The following is a 15071-nucleotide window of genomic DNA, read 5'->3' on the forward strand; positions in this document are numbered from 1 at the left end:
CCTGTCCGGTGGGGCGCGCGGCTGGGGAGCGGGTGGTGATCCTGGTGTCGGCACCACCAGGCGACGGGCCGCGCGCGGTCAGGCGGGGTGGCCCGGAGAGAAGTGCGTGACGTCGCCGAGACGGAGGAGGGCCGGCCGCGAGTGGCCGGGAGGGGCGGAGGGGCCCGTGGTGACCGGTGCGAGCAGGAAGCCGACGTGGTCACCGCCCGCGAAGTGGTCATCCACCCGGCCGGTGAACCAGGCGGGCGCCTCGGAGAGCACGGGCGCCCCGCCCGGCCCGGCCTCCCAGGGGACGCGCGCGAACTTGTCGACGCTGTCCCCGGTCTCTTCGCCGAAGAGGCGCGCCGTCTCCTCCTGGTCGCGGCGCAGGACGTGGACCGCGAGATGGGTGGCCCGGCACGCGACGCGGTACGTACGGTTCTCCCGCGACAGCCAGACCATGAAGCGCGCCGGGCCGATCGAGCACTGCGAGGCGAATCCGACGAGGCAGCCGGAGCGCTCCCCGTCGTCCGCGGCCGCCGCCGTCACCACGTACATCGGATAGTCGAGCACCGCCGTGAAGGGGTCCAGATCCGCCGCGTCCGCTCGGACCGCGTCCGTGTCGGACACGCCCGCATGGGGTACGTCCGGTCGCTCGGGGTCGCCTGGGGGTTCCATGACAGGCGCCTGCCCGGGACGGCTGAAGGTACACGGGGCACCGGCCCGGCCGCCGGATCAAGGGCGTCCTGGGCCCGCCTCGGTGCCGTGGGCGCCGGCCAGGCCGAGATCGCCGGCGCTCGGCGGGGTGAAGGAGCGGGCCACGTCCTCGTCGGTGACCGCGGAGAGCGCGGGCGGCGACCATCGTGGCGCGCGGTCCTTGTCGATCACCTGGGCCCGGATGCCCTCCACGAGGTCGGGCGAGGAGAGGGCCGCGCAGGAGAGCCTGAACTCCATGTCCAGCACGGCTTCCAGGGAGTCGAGGCGACGCGCGCGGCGGAGGGCGGCGAGGGTCACCTTGAGCGCGGTCGGCGACTTGGCCAGCAGCGTGGCCGCCGTCTCCTTCGCCTCGGGCACGCCGCTGTCGACGAGCCGGTCGATGATCTCCTCCACCGTGTCGGCGGCGTAGCAGGCGTCGATCCAGGGGCGCTGGGCAGCCAGCCGACCGCCGGCTTCGGCCGCGCCGGCCGCTTCCGGTGCCCGCGCCGCTTCCGTGTACGGCGCCAACGCTTCGGAGACGGGGATACGGGTGAGCTCGGCCGCGAGTCGGGGCAGGTCACGGGAGCGTACGACATGGTCCGCGAGACCGGTCAGCAGCGCGTCCGCGGCGCCCACCGGGGCGCCGGTCAGCGCGAGGTGGGTGCCCAGTTCGCCCGGCGCCCGGCTCAGCAGATACGTACCGCCGACGTCGGGCACGAAGCCGATGCCCGTCTCCGGCATCGCCACGCGGGAGCGTTCGGTGACGACGCGGACGGAGCCGTGCGCCGAGACGCCGACTCCGCCGCCCATCACGATGCCGTCCATGAACGCCACGTACGGCTTGCGGAACCTCGCGATGTGGGCGTTGAGGCGGTATTCGTCGCGCCAGAACCCGACCGACGCGGAGCCGCCCCGGCGGGCGTCGTCGTGGATGGCCCGGATGTCCCCGCCGGCGCACAACCCCCGCTCCCCCGCGCCTTCGATGACGACGGTCTCGACGGCCGGGTCGTCCTCCCAGGCGGTCAGGGCCTCGTCGATGCGGAGCACCATGGGATGGGTGAGGGCGTTGAGGGCGCGCGGCCGGTTCAGCGTGACGAAAGCCGCGCGGCCTTCGGTGCGAAGCAGCACCTGCGGCTCGTCGGTCGCCGTCATCGCGGGGGCTCCACCGGGCGGTGGGCGTCGAAGGCTCGCATGTTCCCGTCTCTTCCGTCCGGAACGATCTTCCGACCACCGTAGCCGCTGGGGCCCGTCCGTCACAGGGGTCGACTCCGCTCGCGCCCTTGAACAGCAGCCCCGTCAGAGGGTGGCGTCGTCGGAGATCTCCGCCCAGACCGTCTTGTCGCGCCCCGAGAACCGGACGCCCCAGCCGTCGGTCAGGCTGGCGGAGATGTGCAGGCCCCGTCCGCCCTCGTCGTTCGCCTTGGCGTGGCGCAGGTGCGGGGCGGTGAGGGCGCCGTCGCTGACTTCGCAGGTGAGCGTGTGCTCGCCCTTGATGAGACGCAGGGTGATGGGCTCGGAACCGTAACGGAGGGCATTGGTGAGCAGCTCGCTGACCACGAGTTCCACGGCGTACGGGTCGACGTCCGTCCCCCACTCGCGCACACGCCGCCCGACGTCCCGGCGGGTGCGGCCGATCGCGGAGGCGTCGGCCGGGACGTCCCAGCGCGCCAGTTCCCCATCCGGCAGGTGCCGCGTGCGGGCGACGAGCAGGACCGCGTCGGGGGCGAGCAGCTTCTCGACCTCGTCGGCCATCCGCTCGGGGCCGCGGTCCGGGTGCGAGAGCGCCTGGACCAACAGCTCCAGGGGAGGGCCGGACCCGGCCGCGGCGTCGGCGGAGGCCAGACAGAGCGTGCTGCCCTCCGGGAGGGTGAACTCGGCGTTGGCGAAGGGCGGTCCGTCGGCGCCCAGGAGGGGGCCGCTGGGCAGGGGGACGGGGTCGACCGTGCCGTTCGGCCGGACGACGGCGAAGAGCGACGTGCCCGCCCGGGCGACCTCGATCCGCCCGCTGACCGGATCGTGGACCACGAAGGTGCAGCTCGCGGTGGGCTCTTCGACGCCGGGCAGCTTGCCCTGTTCACGGGCGAGCCGGAGCGTGGTGGCGTGCAGCCGCGCGAGGAGTTCGTGGGGGTCGAGGTCGAGCGTGCTGAGGCTGTGGACGGCGGTCCTCAGCTGGCTCATCGTCGCCACGGCGCTCATGCCCGGCTGTTCGACCTGCCCCACCACGAGGCCCGCCCGCGCGCCCGGCAGGGGGATCACGTCGAACCAGGAGCCGGCTCCGGTGCCGCCCGGCCGGTGCCGCTGGGCGACCTCGAAGGCGCGCTGCGTCGCCTTCTCCTGCCGCAGCGGCCACCCCTGGAGCGCGGTCATGACGACGTGCTCCCGGGTGAAGCGGAGGGCGTTCTCCATGCAGGTCGCGGTGTGGGCGGCGATCTGGTCGACGAGCGCCAGGTCGTCCCGCTCGAACGCCTCGGCGCGGGCCGGCCGTTCGAAGGCGGCGACGCCGAAGACCTGGCCGCGTACCGTGAGCGGCGCCACCAGCGTCTGCCGCCTGGCGGCCCAGGACGGGCCGGGGGCGGGCGCGGGGGCAGGGGCGGGCGCGGCTTCGGCCTCCGGGCCGGGCCGAGTGACGGCGTCGGCCTTCGGGCCGGACCGGGCGACGGCTTCGGCCTCCGGGCCGGACCGGGTTCCGGAATCGGTGTCCGACCCGGTCCCGGACGCAGTCCCGGCATCGGTCCCCGCCCCGGTGCCGTTCTCCGGGCCGGTCCCGGTGTCGGCCCCCGGGCCGGTCCCAGTGTCGCCCAGCAGGACCGACCTGTCCGGGAGCGGGGAGCCGAAGAGGCCGGGGAGCAGGACCGCGCCGGCCGCCGGCGGCCCGCAGTCGGCGTGCTCCCCCGCCGTCGCCGCACAGCGCAGCAGCGGCAGGCCCTCCTCCGGCAGCAGTTCCGGTTCCTGGCCGCGCAGGACGGGGTCCGCGAGCGCGACGATCGCCGAGTCCGCGAACCCCGGGACCATCACGTCGACCAGCTCCTGTGCGGTGCGCAGCACGTCCAGGCTGTTCCCGATCCGCTCGTGGACGGAGTGCAGGAGGCGCAGCCGCGCCTGGGCGCGCTCCCGGCGGGTGACGTCGACCGCGGTCGCCACCACCCCGAGCGGCAGGCCCGACCGGTCGTGGATCCGGTAGGCGGAGGTCGAGAACACGTGGAGCCTGTCCGGGTCGGCGGGCGGGTGGCCGTGGATGAGCACCTCCTGACGCGGGCGTCCGGTGGCCAGCACGTCGCGGAGGGTGTCCTCGGGGACGTCGAAGTGGTACGGCGCGTACGCCTCGCCGACGGGACGGCCCAGGATCTCCTCCTCGGGGATGCCGCGCATGCCGACGGCCACGGCGTTCACGCGCAGGATGCGCAGATCAGGGCCGAGGACGTGCAGCCCCACCGACGACTGGGTGAAGACGGCTTCCAGGACGGCCTCGTCCAGCCCGCTCGGTAGGTCGCCCCGGCCCACCGGGTCGTCCGCGCCGACGGACACGCCGTCCCCGACCGCGGACGCGCCTTCGTCGGCGGCCCAGACCCCCCACTCCGGCGCGCCGCCGGACCGCTCCGGAAGGGGTCCGACGCGCCAGCTCCGCGGCGGCGCGGCTCCGGCCAGCGCCTCCACGCCGGCCGTCCCGAGGGCCTGCTCCGCCGTGTGCCCGAACAGGCGTCGGGCGTCGGCGCTCCAGCGCAGCACCAGGCCACGGTCGTCCATGACGAACAGCGGTTCCGTGGAGGGCGGCATGGACACCTCCTCTCGTCGCGCCACAGGCGTCCGCCGGGACCGGAGGGTGGGCCGCCCGTGGCCACGGTGGGCGTACAGTCCCTGCGACTCTTCCACCGCCTCGGACGGGCCGCCATCTCCGCGCGTCCGAACGCGCCCGGCCGTCCCGCCACCGGACCGGGGCCGGACCGGGGGCCCGGACCGGGCACCTCCGCTCAGAGCCAGCCGTTGCGCCGGAAGCTGCGGTGGAGCAGGAAACACGCCACGGCCATCGCCCCGACGACGAGGGGGTAACCGTAGGTCCAGCGCAGTTCCGGCATGTGATCGAAGTTCATGCCGTACACGCCGCACACCATGGTGGGTACGGCGATGATGGCCGCCCACGCCGTGATCTTCCGCATGTCCTCGTTCTGCGCGACGGTCACCTGCGCGAGGTGGGCCTGGAGGATCGAGTCCAGGAGCGCGTCGAAGGAGGTGATCTGCTCGGTGATCCGGGACAGGTGGTCGGCGACGTCGCGGAAGTACGGCTGGATGTCCGGGCCCACGAGCGGCAGCGGGCGCGCGGCCAGCATCTGCAGCGGGCGGTCCAGCGGGGTCACGGCCCGCTTGAGCTCCAGGAGCTCGCGCTTGAGCTGGTAGACGCGGCCGGCGTCGCCGCGGGACGCCTGCTCGCTGAAGACGGCGGTCTCGACGGCGTCGATGTCGTCCTGCACGGCGTCGGCCACCGCCAGATAGTCGTCCACGACGTGGTCGGCTATGGCGTACAGCACCGCCGCGGGGCCCTTGGCGAGCTGTTCGGGGTCGGCTTCCAGCGCCTCCCGGAGCGGGCCGAGGGAGCCGTGCCGGCCGTGCCGGACGGTGATGACGAAGTCGGCGCCCGCGAAGACCATCAGCTCGCCGGTGTCCACGACCTCGCTGGTGGCGGTCAGCTCCTCGTGCTCGACGTAGCGGACGGTCTTGAACACGGCGAACAGCGTGTCGTCGTACCGTTCGAGTTTGGGCCGTTGATGGGCGTGGACGGCGTCCTCGACGGCCAGCGGATGCAGTCCGAACAGCTCCGCGAGGCCGGCGAGCTCCTCCACGGACGGCTCGTGCAGGCCGATCCAGACGAACCCATCACCCGAGCTGCGGACGCGGCGCACCGCCTCGGGGGCAGCGCAGGCACCCTTCTGGCGGGCGCCGTCCTCGTACAGCACGCAGTTGACCACGGCGCTGCCCAGCGGCGAGCGCGCGGGGTGGCTCAGGTCGACGGTCCGCCGGTAGGCCCGACGGACGGTACGCCGGAGGTTGCGGATGAGCGGCACGGTGGACTCCTCGGAACGATCGGCGGCCAGTGTGCCATCGATCGGCAGCCTCCCACCTGCCCGTCCTTCCCCCACACGACACCACGGGTGCCCGGATCACGTGGCCGCGCGCGGGGCGCCGCACCTCGGCCGGACGGGACTCGCGACCTTCGGCCTAGACTCCCGCCCATGGAGATCGCGTCCGCCACCGTCGTCGAGGACCTGGCGCCCACCGGGGTGCTGCGGGCCTCGATCAATCTGGGCAATCCCGTGCTGGCCCACGGCACGCCCGAGGCGCCGGGCGGCGTCACGGTGGACCTCGCCCGTGAGGTCGCGGCCCGGCTGGGGGTGCCGGTAGAGCTTCTCTGCTTCGACGCGGCCCGCCGGTCGTACGAGGCGATGGTGTCGGGCCGCGCCGACCTCTGCTTCCTCGCCGTGGATCCGGCGCGGGAGGCCGAGGTCGCCTTCACCGCGCCGTACGTCGTGATCGAGGGCGTGTACGCCGTCCCCCAGGACTCCCCCCTCGTCACGGTCGACGACGTCGACCGTCCCGGGGTGCGCGTCGGGGTGAAGGGCGGGTCCGCCTACGACCTCCATCTCAGCCGTACGCTGCGGCACGCGAGCGTCGTCCGCGGGGAGGACGGGGTGGACGCGTTCCGTGCCGAAGGTCTTGAAGTCGCGGCCGGGATCCGGCAGCCGATGGCGGAGTTCGTCGCGGCGCGTCCTGATCTGCGGCTGATCGAGGGGCGTTTCATGCGGATCCGGCAGGCGGTGGGCACGACCGCCGGTCGCCGCCCGGAGTCGGTCCTGTTCCTGCGGGAGCTGGTGGAGGAGCTGCGGCGCGACGGCTTCGTGGCCGACGCCCTCCGGCGGGCCGGGCAGTCCGACGCACTGGTCGCGCCTCCACTCGGCTGACCCAGGACCCAGTCCCGGGGTGCGGGGTGCGGGGCCCAGGGACCCGGGGTGCGGGGTGCGGGCCCCGGACGCACGCCGCCCGGCCCGGCCCCGCACGGCGACCCGGCGCCCGGCGCATGGGCCCGGATCCGCGACCCGAGGCGCCCCGCCCGGACCCACGCGTCCCCGCCCCAAGACGCCCTGCCCGCACGGAACCTGACGTCCCCGCGCCCGCCCCGCGGCACTGACAAATGTCATGTGGTTTCCCCGCACAAGATCCTGCCGAAGGAGGAGGCCGGGCGTCCGTCGCCGACGTGAGGATGGTGAGCGGCGCGCACAGGCTCGTGCGCCGCATCGACCACACCGCACCGACCGAACGGGGAACGTTCATGACCTCGACCCCTCACGCCCGGCCCTTAACGCGCCGGTCCCGCACCCGTCTGGCCACCGTGGCGCCCCTCGCCGCCCTGGCCCTCTCCCTCGGTGTGCTGCCCGCGCACGCGTCGGCGGACGCCCGCGCCTCCGTCGGCACGACCGCCCCGGGCCTCACGGCCTTCGGCGCGGCCGCCTCCGCTCAGCGTCCCGCGCTGGACCGGAAGGCGCTGCGCGCGTCGTTGGACGCGTTCCACAAGGCCGGGATGTACGGCGCCTACACGTCGGTCCGTGACGGATCCGCGCGGTGGGACGGCGCCACCGGTGTCGCCGACGTGGCCACCGGACGGCCGACGCGGCCCGGCCACGAGCACCGGATCGGCAGCGTCACCAAGACCTTCACCGCCGTCGCGGTCCTCCAGCAGGTCGCCGCCGGGCGCGTCGACCTGGACGCCCCCATCGGCCGCTATCTCCCCGATGTCGTTCCGGGCGAGCGCGGACGGCTGGTCACCGTACGGATGCTCCTGAACCACACCAGCGGCATCGCCGACTACGTCCTGCCGGCCTTCCCCGGCATCCTCGAGGACCCGGGCAGGACCCTCGACGCGAACCGCTTCCGGCACGTCGCCCCGGAGGAGCTCGCCCGCCTGGGGCTCGCCGCGCAGCCCGTCGCGGAGCGGGGGACGCACGCGTACGCCAACACCAACTACATCCTGGCCGGGCTGCTCCTGAAGCGGGTCACGGGCCAGGAGCCCGAGGCGTACATCACCCGCCACGTCATACGCAAGGCGGGCCTGCGCCACACGTACTTCCCGCGCTCGCCGTACATCCGCGGGCCGCACTCCAGGATGTACGAGTCGATGTTCGGCCTCATCGAACCCGCCCGCGACTACAGCGTGTACGACATGTCGTGGGCCGGCGCCGCAGGCGCCATGGTCTCGACGACCAGCGATCTGAACGACTTCTACCGCAAGCTGCTCGGCGGCAAGCTGCTCGGCCCGGCCGAGCTGCGCGCGATGAAGACGACCGTCCCCGGCTACGAACCGGAACCGGGGCAGGAGGCCCTGCTGCGCTACGGCCTGGGCATCTACACGATGCGGCTGCCGAACGGCGGATGGTTCTGGGGCCACGACGGCGGCGTCTTCGGCGCCGGGACGTGGGCCCTGTCCACGGAGGACGGCCGCCGACAGGTCTCCATCGGCTACAACCTGATGAAGTACCAGCGCTTCGACGCCGAGGGCCGTCCGTTGCCCGACCCCATCGGCGACGCGCTGTACGCGTACGTCGACGGTGCCCTCGCGACCCCGCGCACGCCCGCCGGAGCCGCCGCGTCGCCGCAGCGCGAACAGGCGCGGGCACCTCGGCACCTCCCGCTGGTCGACGGCCCGCTCGCCTGGCAGCACCTGCGCGGCGGGGCCACGCCTCAGCGCTGACCGGCCGGCGCCGCGCCCGGGCCGGGAAGGGCTTCAGGGGCGGGTGTTCCAGCCGGCGACGACGGGTAGGGAGTGTTCCGTGGACAGGCGGCTGACCGTACCGGTCTCCAGGAGGAACAGCCGTCCTTCCTCGGGCGGCAGGCCGAGGTAGCGGGCGGTGAGGACGCGCAGCACGTGGGCGTGGGCGACCAGTACGGCGTCGCCGCCCGAGGCGTGGGTCGCCGCGGCCGCCCGGGCCAGGACGCGGTCGGCGCGCGCGCCCACCTGCGCGGCGTTCTCGCCGGGGTGGTCGGGAGGGCCGTCGGGTACGCCGTCGGTCCACAGCGACCACTCCGGCCGGGTCCGCCGGATGTCGGGGGTGGTGAGCCCTTCGTAGGCGCCGTAGTCCCACTCGCAGAGGTCGGGGTCGGCGACGGCCGGGGTCAGCCCGGCGAGTTCGGCCGTGTGCGCGGCCCGGCGCAGGGTGCTGGTCAGGACGACGGCGACGGCGCGGCCGGCGAAGTACGGGGCGAGCGTGGCGGCCTGGTGTTCGCCCTTCGGGGTGAGGGGGATGTCCGTGCGCCCGGTGTGACGACCGGTGGCGCTCCACTCGGTCTCGCCGTGGCGCACCAGCAGTAGATCGCCCATGACGGCATGGCCTCCTCGGTTCCCTCTCGACACGGCCGGTCCGCACATCCTGCGGCCCGGACGCCGGGCGCGTGCCTCCGACACGCGCCCGGCGGCATGAGCAGGTCCGGGCGGGCCGACGGGGTCTCGGCTTCCCGGCCGTGTCCGAGGCCCCATCCGGCCCGGAGCCTGCACCGGTCTCCTCCCGGTCGTCGCCGGGCGCCACGGCCGGATGAGCCGCTGGAGGCCCGGCGTCCTCGCGCCCCCTACGGAGCGCCGTCCCCCGTCCGGTCGCTCGCGAGCAGGGACTCCTCGTCGATGAGGGCCGTGGAGCCCGGGCCGGTGCACGCGTGGGCGCCCGCCACCGCTCCCAAGCGGGCGCAGTCCAGGACGTCGCGGCCGGCGAGCCTGCCGTAGAGGAAGCCGGCGACGAACGCGTCGCCCGCGCCGTTGGAGTCCACCACCGGCGCCGACGGTGCCACCGCCGGGATGTGACGGGGGGTGGAGCCGCCGTCCCGGGTGAGGACGTAGGAGCCGTCGGCGCCGGCCGTGGCGATCACCGTCCCGGCCCGGCCCTCGCGGAGGATGTCCCGCATCAGCGCGTCGACGCCGTCGCCGGCCCCCGCCGCGCTGAGGAAGACGAGATCGGAGCGCAGCGCGAACTCCCGGTGGTGCTCGGCCAGTCCGTCCCAGTCGTGGAGGTCCGTGGAGACCGGGACACCGAGGTCCTCGATGTCGTCGTAGAGGAACCGCGTGAAGTTCATGATGGAGAGGTGGACGTGGCGCGTGCCGCGCAGCCGGGGGAGGTAGAAGTCCCTCGGCATCCGCAGGTCGTCGGGGTCGCGCGCGTCGTAGAACGACATCCGGCGGCCCGTCGCGTCGACCAGGTTCACGGCCCGTCGGGTGCCGGCGGGCGAGATCAGCGGATGGAACTCCACCCCGCCCTTGGTCAGACGCTCCCGCACCAGCGTGCCGATCCAGTCGTCGCCGACGCAGTCGAGCATCGCCACGCGCAGGCCGAGCGCCCGGGCACCGAGGGCCACGTTCCCTCCCGTGTGTCCGGCCCACTCCTCGATCGGTCCGACGTGGACCGAGTCGGCGAGGGGGACCGGCAGGGAGTCGACACGGACGATGGTGTCCACGCCGCCGCCACCGACCACGAGCACGTCGTACGCCGCGTTCCGTCGCATCACATGCGTCTGCCTCTCTGCTCCCGCCGCCGCCCAGTATGGCGCCCGGGGGCCGAGCCCTGCCGGGGTTCGCCGCGCGCACGGGGAAGTTCTGCCTTCCGCGAGAATCGGACATAGGGTGCTTTTCGGCGACGTGCCGCCGCCCCACCGGGCACCCCGGGGCGGGCAGCCCGAGGCGGCCGCCCCCTCATGTCGGAAGGGACTCGATGCACCCCCACCTCACTACCCCCGTCCTGGCCCGGCTGCGCGAGCCGCGACCGTACCCGGCGCTGTCGATCGTCATGCCCACGCACCGCCGCGAGCCCGACGCCGCCCAGGATCCGGTCCGGCTGCGCAATCTCGTCGCCGAGGCGCGGGAGCGTCTGCGCGCGGACCCGGCCGTCACCCGTGAAGGGCGCCTGGACGTGGAGGCGCAGTTGGACGCGGCCCTCGCCGAGGTCGACCCCGCGCACGCCGAGGACGCCCTGGTCCTCTTCGCCGCCCCCGGCGAGCACCATGTGTGGACCCTGCCGCGCGCCGTGCCGGAGCGGGTCGTCCTCTCGGACACGTTTCTGACCCGCCACCTCGTCGCCGCGCGCACACTCGACCGGCCGTACTGGGTCCTGGTGGTCGCGGCCGACCGGGTGTCCCTGTGGAGCGGTGCGGGTGAGCGGCTCACCGAGCGGTCCGACGACGCCTTCCCCGCGACCCGGAGCCCCGGCGACGCGGACGTGCAGCGCGAGGAGCGCGTCGGCGACGTCCCCGGCACCTACCAGGACGAGCGGACACGTCAGTTCCTGCGCGAGGCGGATTCCGCGACGGTGATGGCGCTGGACGCCGATCCCCGGCCGCTGTACGTGGTCGGGGACGTCGCCGCCCTCTCGCTCCTCGCCGAGGTCGGCACCGTCGCCAAGCACGCCCTTGCCACGGTCACGCACGGCGGCCTCGCGGCGGGCCCGGCCGCCGCCGTACGCGACGCGGTCGCGCCGGCGGTCGAGGAGCAGTCGCGGCACGAGGTGGAGTCGGTGCTGGGCCAACTGGACCGGGCGCGCAGCCAGAAGACCTTCGCGGGCGGTCTCGACGAGGTCTGGCGGGGCGTGTCCGGGAGCCGGGTGGGGCTGCTGGCCGTGGAGGACACCTTCCGGGCGACGGTACGGGACCACGCCGGCCATCTCGAACCCGCCGGGGTGGGCGAGGCGGACGCCCGGGAGGACATCGTGGACGAGATCGTCGAGCGGGCGCTGGCCTCCGGCGCCCGGGTGCGGTTCGTCCCCGACGGCACGCTCTCGGCGGCGGGGCGCATCGCGAGCGTCCTGCGCTACTGAGCCCACACGGCGGGGCCCGGCGGCTCGACGGCCGCCGGCCCCCGGGCCCCGCACCGCAGAGCCGCACCCCACCCCACCCCGCCACACGCCCACCGATTCCGAGCCACACCCCACCCCGCCACACGCCCACCGATTCCGAGCCGCGCGCCGCCCCGCTCCACCTCCGCCGGTTCCGAAGGCGCACCCGCCGAGGGGCGCCGCCAGGCCGCGCCCCCTCCTGCTCCGACGCGCCCGGGTCCCGCTCCCCCTCGCGTCGGCGGCCCGAATGGCTCAGGATGAGGGGATGCGTGCGCCTCCGTGGATGCCGGTCCTTCGCGGTGTGGCCTGCGTCTGCGCGGTGTTGTGCGTGGTGATCGTCGCCGCCACGGCGACGGCCCGCGGCACCGTCCTGAACGCGGGCTTCCACCGGGACGTCCTGGCCAGGGAGCGGGCGTACGACCGGTTGTACGACGAGGTGCTCGTCGACCCCGACCTCACGCCCGTCACCCGTGAGCTGCTGGGGCGGCTCCCGGTCAACGAGGCCGTGCTGACATCCAACCTGAAGACGGTCCTGCCGCCCGAGACCCTCCGGGCGCTGACCGACGAGCAGATCGCGCACCTGATCGAGTATCTGCGGGGCGACCGGGACGCGCTGACGCTCTCCGCCGATCTGAGGCCCGTCGTGGACAACCTCGGCCATCTCACCCAGACGTACTTCGGCGATCTCGTCGCCTCCCTCCAGGAGAGGCCCGCTCCGGACTTCCCCGCCTTCCTGCGCGAACTCGACGCCTCCCTCGCGCAGGTGGCGGCCGGGGAGCCGCCGGCCGGGCTGCCGAAGCTGTCGCTGACCTCCGCTCAGGCGGCGACCGCCTCCGACGCCCTGCTCCGGCTCGTCCCCGAGGGGCGGCGCGAGGCCCTGCGTCCCGAGGTCGAGCTCGCCCTGCGCGACGGTGACGTGGCGACGGCCCTGGCGTCCGTAGGGCCCGCGGTCTTCTCCGACCGGACGCGCGAGGCCGTCGAGCGGGTGCGTACGGCCGCCGACAACGGAAGCTGGAACATCACGGCCGACCTCGAACGCGGGGACGGTTCCCTCGACACCGTGCACCGGATCCGCGGCGCCACCCACCTCACCCTCGGGGTGATGGAGCCGCTGGCGGCGCTGCTGGGCGCCGCGGCGCTCGCCGCGCTCTGGTTCACCGGACCCGACTCCCTGGCCCGGCGCCTGCGCCACCTGGGGTGGACGCTTGCGGCGGGCGGCATCCTGACCGCGCTCGCGGTGGCCGTCCTGAGCCTGGCCGCCGGCGGACGGGTCGTCACTCCCCCGCCGTCCTGGCCGGATTCGCTCTCCCGGCTCGTCGACGACATCCAGAGCACCGCGCTCGACCGGGTCCTCTCCGGAGCGGTGACGGCCGCGCTGGTCGCACTGGCCGCCGGAGCCACGGTCCTGGCGCTGGGGCTGGCGGTCCAGCGCCGCCCGGTCCTGGAGGTGGCGCGCCGGGCGTCGGTCTGGTCGGCGGCCGGGGTGACGGCGGTGGCGCTCAGCGGTGTGGCGCTGGTCCCGCTCGCCTTCGCCGGGGGCGGGTCACGGGTCTGCCAGGGGGACGCGCGGCTGTGCGACCTGCGGTACGACGAGGTCGCCCAGCTCACCTCGCACAACGCCATGTCGACGACCGCGGACCGGTTCATCGGCCCGCTCCAGGACCCGGACGTCACCGGCCAGCTCAACGCGGGCGTACGGGCGCTGCAGCTCGACACGTACCGCTGGGAGCGGCCCGAGGAGGTGACGGCCCGGCTGGCCGAGTCGGACTTCCCGCCGGAGACCCGGCAGCGGATCGTCGACGCCGTCACGCGGTTCAATCCGCCGCGGCCGGGCCTGTGGCTGTGCCACTCCGTCTGCCGGGCGGGGGCGGTGGAGCTGGTGCCCGCCCTGCGGCGGATCGGGGACTGGCTGCGCGCGCATCCGACCGAGGTCGTCACCCTCGTCGTGCAGGACTCCGTCGGCGGCGCGGACACCGAGGCGGCCTTCCGCGAGGCGGGTCTCGAGGATCTGCTCCACACGCCCGACCGGGACCCGGACCGGCGCTGGCCGACGCTCGGCGACATGATCGACTCCGGGCGCAGACTCGTCGTGTTCGCCGAGCGCGGCGACGGCCCGGCGCCCTGGTACCGCAACTTCTACGACTACGCCATGGAGACGCCGTACGCCTTCCGCGACCCGGCGGAGATGTCCTGCGTGCCGCACCGCGGGGGTACGGACAAGCGGCTCTTCCTGCTGAACCACTTCGTCACGATCGACGGGGGCAGCCGCCTTGACGCGGCGCGGGTGAACGCGCGCGACAGCGTCCTGGACCGGGCGCGCGCGTGCGAACGCGCGCGCGGCAGACCCGTCACCTTCGTGGCCGTCGACTACGTGACGATCGGCGAGGCGCGGGCCGCGGTGGACGCGCTGAACGCCGAGCGGATCGAGGGCTCCTGATCCCACGTCCAGGCGGCTCCTGACCCGGGGGTCCGTGGGCGGACCCCGGCGTGGCGGTCCGGCGCCGCATCGGACGCGCGGGAAATGATCCCGGTATGAGTGAGAAGTCTGTCATCGTCGGCTTCGACGGTTCCGAGCACAGTCTGCGGGCCCTCGAGTGGGCGCTGAGCGCGGCCCGGGGGTTCGGCGCGCCGCTCGTGGTCGCCCATGTGCGCTCGGACGCGTTGCAGCTCGGTGCCGCCCGGATCGCGTCGCTGGGCGAGTCTCCCGAGATCCGCGACGCGGTCACCGACGGCGTCCACGCGTGGATCGAGCAGCGGGGCGGTGTGGTCGTGGACGAGGAGCGGGCCGGCGGCGGCCGGGCGGCGGGTGGGAAGCAGGCCGGGGAGCCGGGGGGCGGGGGTGTGCCCGTGCGGTACGTGTCGCTCGACGGTTCGGTGACGGACGCGCTGCTGGCCGAGGCGCGTGGCGCGCGTCTGTTGGTGGTCGGTTCGCGGGGGCGGGGTGGCTTCGCGACTCTGCTGCTCGGGTCGACCAGCCGGGCGTTGGCGTCGGCGTCGGCCTGTCCGGTGGTGGTGGTGCCGCACGAGGCGCGTGCGCTGTCGTTGGAGAGCGGCGCGGAGGCGGGGCGGATCCTGGTGGGTGTGCACCCGGAGGAGACCTCGGACGAGGTGATCGGTTTCGCCTTCGAGGCGGCCCGGCAGCGGGGTGTGGGGCTGGAGGTGGTGACGGCGTACCGTCTGCCGCCGTCTCCGGTGATGCTGATCGGGCCGCCGGCTCCGGCCTTGCAGGTGCCGCCGCCGCTTCCGGTGGACGACACCCCGGAGTTGGTGCGGGAGACGGTCGAGCGGCAGCGGGAGCGGTTGTCGCCGTTCACCGGGCGGTATCCGGAGGTGCAGGTGGTGCCTTCGGTCGTGCCGGCGGACGCCGCGGGGCGGCTCGTCGAGGGGTCGCGGAGCGCGGGTCTGGTGGTGGTGGGGCGGCATCGCGGTCACCGGGTGGAGTCGCTGCTGATGGGGTCGGTGGCGCATGCGGTGCTGCATCACGCGCACTGTCCGGTGGCGGTGGTCCCGCCGGCTCCCGCGCCCTGAGGACGGGAGGGCCTG

At 74.6% G+C, this 15071-nt stretch carries 11 protein-coding genes; 5 read left to right on the forward strand and 6 right to left on the reverse strand.

Annotated features, from left to right (window positions below; all coding sequences use genetic code 11):
• Nucleotides 1-78: 78 nt before the first annotated feature.
• The 4 genes from ACZ6RC_RS22605 to corA all read right to left on the reverse strand — a co-directional run bounded on the left by ACZ6RC_RS22605 (nt 79) and on the right by corA (nt 5732).
• Complete coding sequence (locus tag ACZ6RC_RS22605; protein ID WP_469586743.1) at nt 79-537, reverse strand: flavin reductase family protein; 459 nt, start codon at nt 535-537, stop codon at nt 79-81.
• A gap of 177 nt (nt 538-714) precedes the next feature.
• The gene (locus ACZ6RC_RS22610) at nt 715-1827 is read right to left on the reverse strand and encodes an enoyl-CoA hydratase/isomerase family protein (RefSeq protein WP_469586071.1); all 1113 of its coding nucleotides are present in this window, start codon (nt 1825-1827) and stop codon (nt 715-717) included.
• 144 nt (nt 1828-1971) lie between these two features.
• Nucleotides 1972-4449, reverse strand: coding sequence for a SpoIIE family protein phosphatase (locus ACZ6RC_RS22615; RefSeq protein WP_469586073.1), 2478 nt, complete (start codon nt 4447-4449; stop codon nt 1972-1974).
• Between the two features lie 194 nt (nt 4450-4643).
• A complete protein-coding gene (gene corA, locus ACZ6RC_RS22620; protein WP_391133264.1) occupies nt 4644-5732 on the reverse strand; it encodes a magnesium/cobalt transporter CorA in 1089 nt (362 codons plus the stop codon).
• A 168-nt stretch (nt 5733-5900) separates the two neighbouring features.
• Between corA and ACZ6RC_RS22625 the strand changes: the two genes are divergently transcribed.
• Together ACZ6RC_RS22625 and ACZ6RC_RS22630 are read left to right on the forward strand one after the other, a co-directional pair.
• Nucleotides 5901-6626, forward strand: a complete 726-nt coding sequence (locus ACZ6RC_RS22625) for a transporter substrate-binding domain-containing protein (protein WP_469586077.1) — start codon at nt 5901-5903, stop codon at nt 6624-6626.
• Between the two features lie 368 nt (nt 6627-6994).
• Nucleotides 6995-8410, forward strand: a complete 1416-nt coding sequence (locus ACZ6RC_RS22630) for a serine hydrolase domain-containing protein (RefSeq protein WP_469586080.1) — start codon at nt 6995-6997, stop codon at nt 8408-8410.
• A gap of 33 nt (nt 8411-8443) precedes the next feature.
• Here the strand turns inward: ACZ6RC_RS22630 and ACZ6RC_RS22635 are convergent, their stop codons facing one another.
• Together ACZ6RC_RS22635 and ACZ6RC_RS22640 are read right to left on the reverse strand one after the other, a co-directional pair.
• On the reverse strand, nt 8444-9037 hold the full coding sequence (locus ACZ6RC_RS22635) for a histidine phosphatase family protein (protein ID WP_453617794.1): 594 nt from the start codon (nt 9035-9037) through the stop codon (nt 8444-8446).
• A gap of 245 nt (nt 9038-9282) precedes the next feature.
• Nucleotides 9283-10206: a carbohydrate kinase family protein gene (locus ACZ6RC_RS22640; protein WP_469586084.1), complete on the reverse strand. Its 924-nt coding sequence runs from the start codon at nt 10204-10206 to the stop codon at nt 9283-9285.
• A 206-nt stretch (nt 10207-10412) separates the two neighbouring features.
• Here ACZ6RC_RS22640 and ACZ6RC_RS22645 point away from each other — a divergent pair, with 206 nt between their 5' ends.
• The 3 genes from ACZ6RC_RS22645 to ACZ6RC_RS22655 all read left to right on the forward strand — a co-directional run bounded on the left by ACZ6RC_RS22645 (nt 10413) and on the right by ACZ6RC_RS22655 (nt 15056).
• A complete protein-coding gene (locus ACZ6RC_RS22645; protein ID WP_469586087.1) occupies nt 10413-11510 on the forward strand; it encodes a baeRF3 domain-containing protein in 1098 nt (365 codons plus the stop codon).
• Between the two features lie 283 nt (nt 11511-11793).
• The gene (locus ACZ6RC_RS22650) at nt 11794-13965 is read left to right on the forward strand and encodes a PI-PLC domain-containing protein (RefSeq protein WP_469586090.1); all 2172 of its coding nucleotides are present in this window, start codon (nt 11794-11796) and stop codon (nt 13963-13965) included.
• A gap of 95 nt (nt 13966-14060) precedes the next feature.
• Complete coding sequence (locus ACZ6RC_RS22655; protein ID WP_469586095.1) at nt 14061-15056, forward strand: universal stress protein; 996 nt, start codon at nt 14061-14063, stop codon at nt 15054-15056.
• The last annotated feature ends 15 nt before the right edge of the window (nt 15057-15071 follow it).

This window comes from Streptomyces sp. NPDC048353, from assembly GCF_055587165.1.

What these genes read in the sequence shown, in the direction of transcription:
- ACZ6RC_RS22605 (WP_469586743.1), bottom strand. Translation starts at nt 537, where the DNA reads ATGTACGTGGTGACGGCGGCGGCCGCGGACGACGGGGAGCGCTCCGGC.
- ACZ6RC_RS22610 (WP_469586071.1), bottom strand. Translation starts at nt 1,827, where the DNA reads ATGACGGCGACCGACGAGCCGCAGGTGCTGCTTCGCACCGAAGGCCGC.
- ACZ6RC_RS22615 (WP_469586073.1), bottom strand. Translation starts at nt 4,449, where the DNA reads ATGCCGCCCTCCACGGAACCGCTGTTCGTCATGGACGACCGTGGCCTG.
- ACZ6RC_RS22625 (WP_469586077.1), top strand. Translation starts at nt 5,901, where the DNA reads ATGGAGATCGCGTCCGCCACCGTCGTCGAGGACCTGGCGCCCACCGGG.
- ACZ6RC_RS22630 (WP_469586080.1), top strand. Translation starts at nt 6,995, where the DNA reads ATGACCTCGACCCCTCACGCCCGGCCCTTAACGCGCCGGTCCCGCACC.
- ACZ6RC_RS22635 (WP_453617794.1), bottom strand. Translation starts at nt 9,037, where the DNA reads ATGGGCGATCTACTGCTGGTGCGCCACGGCGAGACCGAGTGGAGCGCC.
- ACZ6RC_RS22640 (WP_469586084.1), bottom strand. Translation starts at nt 10,206, where the DNA reads ATGCGACGGAACGCGGCGTACGACGTGCTCGTGGTCGGTGGCGGCGGC.
- ACZ6RC_RS22645 (WP_469586087.1), top strand. Translation starts at nt 10,413, where the DNA reads ATGCACCCCCACCTCACTACCCCCGTCCTGGCCCGGCTGCGCGAGCCG.
- ACZ6RC_RS22650 (WP_469586090.1), top strand. Translation starts at nt 11,794, where the DNA reads ATGCGTGCGCCTCCGTGGATGCCGGTCCTTCGCGGTGTGGCCTGCGTC.
- ACZ6RC_RS22655 (WP_469586095.1), top strand. Translation starts at nt 14,061, where the DNA reads ATGAGTGAGAAGTCTGTCATCGTCGGCTTCGACGGTTCCGAGCACAGT.